The following is a 9,139-nucleotide window of genomic DNA, read 5'->3' on the forward strand; positions in this document are numbered from 1 at the left end:
CCATCGGCGCGCGACGGACGGCTTGGTGAATGGCTCACAGCCCACGCTGGCCCGCATCGGGTTAGGATCGCGCCCCCCACCCCATGGACGATAAAGGGGGCGCGCGCCTTCTTTGCCAGGACGTCGATCGTCCGCGGCGTGCATCAGAACTGTTTGCTGATCCGCAACCGCGCCTGTGCTGCGCGCTCGCCGGACGCGCCGCGCAGGCCGATCTCGGTGTCGATCATCCACTGCGTCATCAAGCGGAGGCGGCTTCCGATCGTGAGCTGATATTGCTCCCGCTGCCAGCCGATGCCGCGAATCCGATAGGTCGATGCCCCGGTAAAATCGGCATAGTCCAGCGCCTGCACCCCGGCAGCCTCGAATTCATGAAGCCACTCCGCCGCGATCCGCGGGCTTATCGCGGCGAAACCGAGGTCCTGCGTCATTTCGAAGCGGCCCCCCACCACGCCGGTCAGCGATCGCACATGCCGCGCATCGAACCGCAGCGCATAGCGCGTCGCTCCCGTCTCGGCATAGGAATCGAGCGTGCCATCCAGCCATTCGAGCCGACCATAGGTCGACCATCGCAGCCGGTCATCCGCACGGTCCAGCCCCGCCGACGCTGCGCCGAAAGTCATGGTACCATCGCGTCGGCCCAGCGCGACCTCCCCCGTCGCCGCAACCGCGCGGCGCGTTGCATAGTCGAGGCTGCCGTGCCCGATCATCACATCGACGAACGCCCCGTCGATCGGCGCGAAGCTGCCATAAGCGGCAAACACCTTGGTTTCACTGCGGACGCGCGCCGCCTCGCCGCCGATCCGGCTGACGTCGCTGCCATAGCCACCGCCCAACCCAAGGGTGGCGCAGTCCGTGATCCGGAGATCCGCGCCGCTAGACAGACCGCCGCTCGCGAGCGTGATCTTCGCGCGCGCCGACTGCCGATCGAGCGTGCCGATCTCGATCGATCCCCCGGTCCACACCGCGACGCTGCCGATCGCTCGCGGGCCGACGGTCGACGCTTCCGCCCGCGGGCGCGACGCGGCAGCGCCAGGGTCGGCGGATCGATCCTCGCTCCGCGCCCTGCCGATCGGTCGCCCGGGCAAGGCGGCATCGGCCTCGGTCCTGGAGAGGAAGCGGTTGCGGTCGGCCGGTGTGATCGTCGGGTCCTGCGCCGACAGGTTCGTTCCGCGCGGGGACAGCACTGCGTCACGCAGGGTAACCGCGATGCCGAGCGGGTTGGTCGCGCCGCCGCCATGATGGAGTTGCTGGGCGCGAGTCATGAAATTCGACACTTGAGTCCGCGCGAAGCGGCGCGCGGTCTCGGCCTGGGCATCGGCGATCGCGCGCACGACGGGGTCGGCGGACGGGTCCGGGCGTGCGGTGACGGTGACGGTCACCGCGGCGGGGGCGGACAGGCCAAAGGCGTTGCCGAGCCGATAGCGCACAATCACCGTCCCCCCGTAATGCGCCCGGGTGGTGAGATCGAGGCGGTAGCTCGGTTGCGCGGCGCTGCCGCCCTGGACGATGCGGCCGGTCGCCGCATCGACCGGCGTGATCGAGTCGATCGTCGCCGCAGTGAACGGCGCGCCGATCGCGCCTTCGCTAAGATCGATCGAGACCGTCTGTGCATCGCCGATACTGGCGGTCTTGGCCTGCACGGTCGGGGCCTGTCCGGTGACGGTGATCGCGACGGTTGCGGGGGGCGATCGTCCCCCCGGACCAACCGCGACGAACTGGAAACTGTCGGTGCCGGCAAACCCCGCCTGGGGCGTATAGACGGCGGTCCAGTCCGCGACCGCGAGAATACCCACGTCGCCGGTGGCCCGCGCCGTGCTCACGGCTGCGGCCGGGGGGGCGCGCAAGGTCACGCTGCCGTGCGTCGGGGGCGTGGCAATCTCGATCGTCGCGAACGTCCCGGAGACGAGCCTGGCGAGATCGATCCCCACGCTTGCGCCGCCTTCGACGGTGGTGCCCGACGCCGCGACGTTGACGGGCGCGGCGGTCGGCGGCGGCGGCGTGGCGATCGTCACGCTGACGGTTGCGGGCGCGGAGGTCCCTCCGGGCCCGGTCGCGGTATAGGTGAAGCTGTCCGCACCATAGCTTCCTGCGGCCGGAACGTAGCGCGCGGTCGTGCCGGTGATGGTCACCGACCCCTTGGTCGGCGCGGTCGCGAGCGCGACACTGGCAAAGACGCCGCTCGGTTGCAGGGCGATCGCCTGACCGGTGCTGCCATAGGCAACCGCCGCGGCGATCGCCGCCGTACCGGGCGCGGCGGGCGTCTCGATCGTCACGCTGACGGTGGCGGGTGTGGACGTGCCCCCGGGGCCGGTCGCGATATACGTGAAACTGTCTGCACCGTAGCTTCCCGGGGTGGGAACATAGGTCGCGGTCGTACCGGCGATGGTGACCGTCCCCTTGGTCGGCGGTGTCGCAAGAGCGACGCCGGTAAAGACACCGCTGGGCTGGAGCGGGATCGCCTGTCCCGTGCTGTCATACGCGACCGCCGCCGTGCTCCCGGTCGCGCTCGGGGCGGCGGGCAGCGCGATCGTGACGCTGATCGTGGCCGGCGCGGAAGTGCCGCCGGGGCCGGTCGCGGTATAGCTGAAGCTGTCCGCGCCGTAGCTGCCGTGCGTCGGGACATAGGTCGCGGTCGTACCGCTGATCGTCACACTGCCCTTGGTCGGCGCGGTGGCGATCGCGAGCCCGGTGTAAACCCCGCTCGGCTGGAGCGGGATCGCCTGCCCCGTGCTGTCATACGCGACCGCCGCCGTGCTCCCGGTCGCGCCCGGGGCGGCGGGCAGCGCGATCGTGACGCTGATCGTGGCGGGCGCGGAAGTGCCGCCGGGGCCGGTCGCGGTATAGCTGAAGCTGTCCGCGCCATAGCTACCGTGCGTCGGAACGTAGGTCGCGGTCGTACCGCTGATCGTCACACTGCCCTTGGTCGGCGCGGTGGCGATCACGAGCCCGGTGTAGACCCCGCTCGGCTGGAGCGGGATCGCCTGCCCGGTGCTGTCATAACCCACGTCGAGGGTACCGCCTGCCGAGCCCGGGGCCGCGGGCGTGGCGACGGTCACGCGCACCGTCGCGGGGGATGATGTCCCGCCCGGGCCGGTCGCGCTGTAAGTAAAACTGTCCGATCCAAAATATCCGGTGGCTGGTGTGTAGGTGACCCGGTCGCCCGCTAAGCTCGCGGTGCCATGCCCGGGTGGTGACACGATCGCGATTCCGGTGTGCCCGCCCCCGCCGATGCTGGATCCGAGGTCGATTGTCGTACCCGTACTGGCATAGGGGACGGTTTCGGTGCGGTCGGCTGCGGTCGGTGCGGCGAGAACCGTCACCGTTTGGCTGATCTGTGGCGCGGCGTCGTAATCGCGCGTTCCCGGCTGGTCCGCATAGATCAGGCAATTTCCGGGCGCTGCGAACGTCACCGTCGCCCCGGCGAGGGTGCACACGCCGGCGCCGGCAGGGGCGATCGCATAAGCGGGCGTCAAACTGGCCGAGGATAGCGCAACGACTGTATAGGTCCCGCCGACCACCGCCGGGGACGGTGGCGTGGACGTGAAGCCGAGCGTCTGACTCCCCTTGGCGACGGTCCCGCCCGCGACGCCGCCGCCGCTTACCGTCATCGGCGGGCTGGCGGAGTCGGTCACGGAAACGGTGTAGCTGAATGCTCCGGCGTGGGTGAGCGTGCCGTTTACCGTCCCGGTCGCGGAATCGAGGCTTGTACCCTCCGGCAGCGTCCCGCTCGCCAAACTGAAGTGATATGGCGCGACGCCGCCCGTCACCGTATTGGCCTGGCTGAAGGACGCGCCGACCACCGCGGCCGTGCCGTGTCCGGGCGTCAACGAAAGCGTCGCCGGCAGTACGGTAAAGCTGCGGCGCACGGTCGGCGCGGCGTTCCAGTTGGTGTCGCCGGGCTGGTCGGCGGCAATGGTGCAGGTGCCTTGCGCAACCAGCATGAGCGTGGTTCCCGCGACCGTGCAGACGCCGGTCGTTTCGCTTGAGAATGGGACGGTCAACCCCGAACCAGCGGTTGCCGAGAGCATCAGCGGAGAGGCGGAGAGCGATGCCCCGGACAATCCGGCAAAGCTGATCGTCTGGTCACCCTTGCCGACGGTAATGCTCTGCCGGACTTGCAGGGCGGCGGCATATCCTGCGTTGCCTCCCTGATCGGCGTCGATCAGGCACGTCCCGCTCCCTTGGAAACGAACGCTGCCCCCTGAAAGCGCGCATACCGCGCTGCTGGTCGGGTCAATCGTCAGGGTTACCGGAAGGCCCGACGTTGCGATCGCCGACGGGCTGTACGGCGTGCCGCCCACCTTTGCGTTGCCAGGGGCGAGTGTCGTGAAGCTGATCGTCTGGCTTGCTGCTCCGACGGCGAAGCTTTGCTGGACCTGCGGTGCCGCAGCATACCCAGCGTTGCCAGGTTGGTCGGCATCGATCCGGCACGTGCCGGTCCCGGTAAAGCGCACGACGCCCGCGCCGATCGCGCACACCGCACTGCTCGAGACGTCGATCGTAAACGCGATCGGCAAGCCGGATGTCGCAGTCGCGGTGGGGGTATAGGTTGCTCCCCCGACCACCGCCCCGACCGGCGCGGTCGAGGTGAAACCGATCGTCTGGCTCGCCGCGCCGACCGCGAAGCTCTGCGACATCTGCGCCGCGGCGGCATAAGCGGCGTTGCCCGACTGGTCCGCGTTGACCCGGCATGTCCCGGCGGCCGTAAAACTGACGTGCCCCCCCGAAAGGGTGCAGATCGCGCTGCTGGAAGGATCAATCGTGAAGGCGACCGGCAGACCCGAGGTCGCGGTCGCCGCCGGAGTATAGCTCGCGCCGCCGACGATCGCAGCCGACGGCGCGGTCGAGGTGAAGGTGATCGTCTGGCTCGCCGTGGCGACGCTCAGGCTGAACGTCTGCGAAGCCGTCTGGCTGAGCGCGTCGGTTGCGGTGACGGTGAAGGTTGCCGCCGCCAGGGGCACGGTCGGCGTGCCGGACAGCCGGCCGGTCGTGGTGTCGAATGCCAGGCCATCCGGCAGGGTGCCACCACTGAGCGCATAACCCACCGGTGCAAGCCCGCCGCTCGTGGTGACTGGCTGCACCGCTGTGAGGGCAACGTTGGTAGTCGCCGCCACGCTCGACACCGCCTGGGTCGCGGTGAGCACTGCCACCGCGGTGAAGCTGCGGGTCGCGGACTCGGCCGAGGCGTTGCCGGCAGCATCGGTACTGCGCGCCGTCACGGTGTGCGCACCCGGTGTCAGACTAGCGAGCGTATATGTCCACTGGCCCGACCCGGCAGACGTGGCAGTTCCATCCGCCGTGCCATCGAGGTAAATCGTGACCGTCGTGGCTGCTTCCGCCGTCCCGGCAACGCTGCGCAGCGTCACCACGCGGCTGGACCCGGTCGCTGGGGTGCCGACCACGGGGGCGGCGGGCGGCGTGGTATCGATCGACCAGCTATGGGAAGCCGGCGAACTGGTCAGCCCGTTGTTCGACGCGCGGACCTGGAAGACATGCGGTCCGTCCGCCAGGCCATTGAACGACACCGGACTTACGCACGCCGCGAAACTGCCCGTGTCGATCGCGCACTCCGCGGTTCCAGTGGCGAGCGTGAACTGGAAAGTGGCACTTGCGCTGTTCGACAGCGCCGGCGGCGTCGCGGTGATCGTCGGCGTGGCCGGGGACTGTGCGTACGTGAACCGGGTTGCAACGTTCGTCGCGCTGGTGCCGCCCGGGGTGGTGACGGTCACGTCCACCACGCCCGCGCTTGCGGCGGGGGCGGTGGCGGTAATCTGCGTTGCGCTGTCGACGGTAAATCGGTTGGCGGGGGTCGACCCGAAATGAACGTCCGTAGCGCCGGTCAGAGCGGTGCCGGTGATCACTACCGAACCGCCGCCTGTCAAAGGGCCCGATGCCGGAGTGATGCCAGTGACCGTGGGTACCGCGGTCGCGGCGGTGTTGGTCAGCGCAAAGGTGGCAGACGCCGCGCCCGCGGTGGCGGAGACGGCATAGGCCCCGGCGATCGCATTCGCGGTGAACGTCCCCGAACTGGCAACGCCCGCCCCCGAGGCGTTGACCAGAACCGTGGTGCTCGCGTTGGCAAAGGTACCGCTCGCGCCCGAAGCGGGCGCGGTAAATGTAACCGATGCATCGGGGATCGCCACGTTCGCCGCGTCGCGGACGGTGACGCTGAGCGGTGTTGCAAAGGCCGTGCCGACGGTCGCCGTCTGGGTATCGCCTCCGGCAATCGTCACCGACGCGGCCACCTGGGCGATGGTGGTCGGATTGGTTGCGGTGGCGGCAATGGAGGCGCCCCCACCGGTCAGCGAGACGCTCGGCGCCAGGCCGGTGGCAGCGGTGGCCGCGACGTTCGCCCGCAGCGTCAGGGGATTGCCGCTCGCCCCCGTGGCAATCGTGGTACCATAGGTGCAGGAGGCTGACGTGCAGTTCCAGCCTGTGCCCGTCCCCGCGGCGTAGCTCAGCCCGCTCGGCAAGGTGAAGGCGAGCGTCAATGCCCCGCTGGTCGCCGCGCCGGTCACGCTCGGAACGATCGTATAGTCGACGGTGCCGCCCTGCGCTGGGGTGCCGGTGTGGGTCATCGAAACGGCCAGTGTCGGGGTCGGGGCGGCAAAGGGGATACAGATGACGGAGACACTCGCGGTCACGTGGCTGCCGTTCGGGGAATCGACCGACATGCCGATCGCGCGCAGGCCGCTCGGAATGACGTAAAAGCCGGTAAACGTCCCCGTGGCCGTTGCGTCGGCACGCGCCGGGACGGGTTGAAACGCGCCGTTCCCGGTGCTCAATCCGGCGCGGAAGCGAATCCGGGCGGGATCCAGGACGCTGATTGCGGAGACGTTGGCGGTGAATTCGAGCCGATCCCCCGTCGTGAAGCTGTAGGTGGTGGCGGCATCGGGCACGAATCCCGTCGAACCGGCGATATTGTCCGTATAGGAGGTGGTCGTCCGCATCATCGAAAGCGCGCCCGATGTGTTGTGGACGCCGCTGGTCGTGCCCGGCTGGTTCGCGTCGTTGCTCACGAGGACAGCGTGAAAATCGAGCAGGCCGGCATTGACCGCCGAGCACCCGCTACTCTGCGCCACCGCCGCGGCAGGGTGCAGCAACGCCGCTGCCAGCGCCGCTGCGAAAACGCCGCGAACGACGCGCAACGATCCGTCGACCACGCTCCTGAGCAACCGATGCCCGCCGCCCCCCCGCATCCACGCCCCCGCTTGGCTAGGTCACGCTCCGCCCGCTCTGCCGTCAGGCTTGATTTTCCGGCAATTCCTACAAACGGAAAAATCTACCAATAGATCGCGCCATAATCGACGTACTCTCATGTACTGGCAATACTTCAAATATGGAGATCGCAATCGGTAAAGCGCTGAGTTTAGTCGCATCCGCCGGCTCGGGTCATTTCCATACCCGGTCCGAATGCGTCTTTACTCCGTTTTTGGGCACCGCGCCTGAAGTGTAGTGTCTTGAATTACCAAGGAGGAGCTAATGGATCCGTTTATTGGGCAAATCATGCAGGTCGGGTTTCGGTATGCACCGGTCAACTGGCTTACCTGCAACGGAGCACCGCTTCCGGTGAACCAGAACCAGGCGCTGTACGCATTGCTCGGAAACAGCTTTGGCGGCACGCCGCCCAACACTTTCTGCCTTCCGGACGCTCGGGGGCGGAGCTTCATCGGGACTGGCACGGGGCCAGGGCTGACGCCGCGCGCGGCAGGTGGCTCAGGCGGTGCCGAAGCCGTCGCGCTCACTACCGCGCAATTGCCCGCGCACACCCATAGTGCCACTTTCACCCCGTCCTCCAGCGGCGCCTTCAACGGAACGCTGACCGCCATTGCGGGGGTTCCTCGGGCTCAGGAAGTCGCCACCCCGACGAACGGTTGTTTCCTCGGCTCGACGGCCGAGCAGGACACCACGCCGGTGTTGTACGTTCCCGCTGCAAGCGCGACGCAGCCAGGCGCGGTCCCGGTCAGTCTGGCCGGCTTGCAAGGCAGCGTAACCAGCGGCGGAGGCGTGGTGACGATCGCGCCGACCGGCGGCTCCGCGCCAGTCGCCACGATGCCGCCATTCCTGGCGGTGACCACGATCATCGCCTCCGTGGGCATCTGGCCAGAACAGCCCTGACTAGGTGAAGATCGCCTGATACCGTCGCGTACGTCCCTGCGGGAGGAGTTGTGTCACGTGGAAGGCATGGGGACCGCCGCGACCGCAGTCGAACCGATAGGTCGCATCCAGCAGCAGCACCAGCCATGATCCTTCGAACAGCATCGAAAACGGTTCACGGAAATCGGCACCGACGATCGGCGGCATCCGCTCGATCCTTGCAAGGAGCAAGTCGATCGGCGCGGGCGCGGTGTCCACCCGGACCCGTCGGCCTACCCAGGGTTCGAAGTCTTCCGGTTTCACAACGAACATTCGGTACTATCCTCGGTGCGGGAGGGACCAGTCCGATCGCTTCTATCCGTACAGGCGGGCTTGCCAGAAGCAGACCGGGCGATAACGGATACGATTGCCGGCAAGGGTTGGTCGAAATCGCGTGATGCGCGATCTCGTAGCCTTTCCAAGTGGTTTGCCGGCTGCACCGAAGGCATGCCTGCCCGAAAACCTGCGGCTACGCCTCGCGCGGCGCGGCGATCTGCCGTTCCTGCTGGAACTTTACGGCAGCGTCCGCGCGCCGGAATTGCAGGGTTGCTCGTGGCCACCGCGCCGCCAGGAAGCGTTCATCACGGATCAGTTCCGGCTGCAGCATACGCATTACCTCCGCGCACATCCCACCGCAGACTATTGGGTGGTCGACCGGATCGAACCGGACAAGGCCTGGGTGCCGATCGGGCGGCTATCGCTCGACCGGAATTCCCGCGACTGGCATCTGATCGAACTGTCGCTTGTCCCGATCGAACGCGGGCGGGGACGCGGAACGGCGCTGATCCGCTGGGTCCAGCGCGCGGCCGCAGCGGCATCGGCGGATTCCGTGGGGTTGCACGTAGCGCGCGATAATCCGGGTGCGATCCGGCTGTATGCGCGCACGGGGTTCCGCCGAGCGCCGTCCCACTTCTCCACGCACGCGCGTCTGTGCTGGACACCGTAACCGCGGATAGGCGACGTGCTTTCGCGATGAGCGGGGGCAGCAAAGAGCGACTTCAGA

The 9,139-nt window shown here is 68.1% G+C and carries 4 protein-coding genes; 2 read left to right on the top strand and 2 right to left on the bottom strand.

Annotation, left to right across the window (positions count from 1 at the left end):
- Positions 1 to 143: 143 nt before the first annotated feature.
- A complete protein-coding gene (locus tag L8G49_RS20425) occupies positions 144 to 7,163 on the bottom strand; it encodes an autotransporter domain-containing protein (RefSeq protein ID WP_242187793.1) in 7,020 nt (2,339 codons plus the stop codon).
- Between the two features lie 319 nt (positions 7,164 to 7,482).
- On the opposite strand from L8G49_RS20425, the gene L8G49_RS20430 reads away from it, so the two are divergent.
- The gene (locus L8G49_RS20430) at positions 7,483 to 8,118 is read left to right on the top strand and encodes a tail fiber protein (protein ID WP_242187795.1); all 636 of its coding nucleotides are present in this window, start codon (positions 7,483 to 7,485) and stop codon (positions 8,116 to 8,118) included.
- On the opposite strand, the gene L8G49_RS20435 is transcribed toward L8G49_RS20430, so the two are convergent.
- A complete protein-coding gene (locus L8G49_RS20435; protein ID WP_242187797.1) occupies positions 8,119 to 8,409 on the bottom strand; it encodes a hypothetical protein in 291 nt (96 codons plus the stop codon).
- A 124-nt stretch (positions 8,410 to 8,533) separates the two neighbouring features.
- Between L8G49_RS20435 and L8G49_RS20440 the strand changes: the two genes are divergently transcribed.
- Positions 8,534 to 9,082, top strand: coding sequence for a GNAT family N-acetyltransferase (locus tag L8G49_RS20440; protein WP_242187802.1), 549 nt, complete (start codon positions 8,534 to 8,536; stop codon positions 9,080 to 9,082).
- Positions 9,083 to 9,139 lie beyond the last annotated feature (57 nt).

Origin of the sequence: Sphingomonas sp. CARO-RG-8B-R24-01, from assembly GCF_022662295.1 — a bacterium.
Taxonomy (GTDB): Bacteria; Pseudomonadota; Alphaproteobacteria; order Sphingomonadales; family Sphingomonadaceae; genus Sphingomonas.

Coding starts and splice junctions, on each gene's coding strand:
- L8G49_RS20440 (WP_242187802.1), top strand. CDS start 8,534: ATGCGCGATCTCGTAGCCTTTCCAAGTGGTTTGCCGGCTGCACCGAAG.
- L8G49_RS20435 (WP_242187797.1), bottom strand. CDS start 8,409: ATGTTCGTTGTGAAACCGGAAGACTTCGAACCCTGGGTAGGCCGACGG.
- L8G49_RS20430 (WP_242187795.1), top strand. CDS start 7,483: ATGGATCCGTTTATTGGGCAAATCATGCAGGTCGGGTTTCGGTATGCA.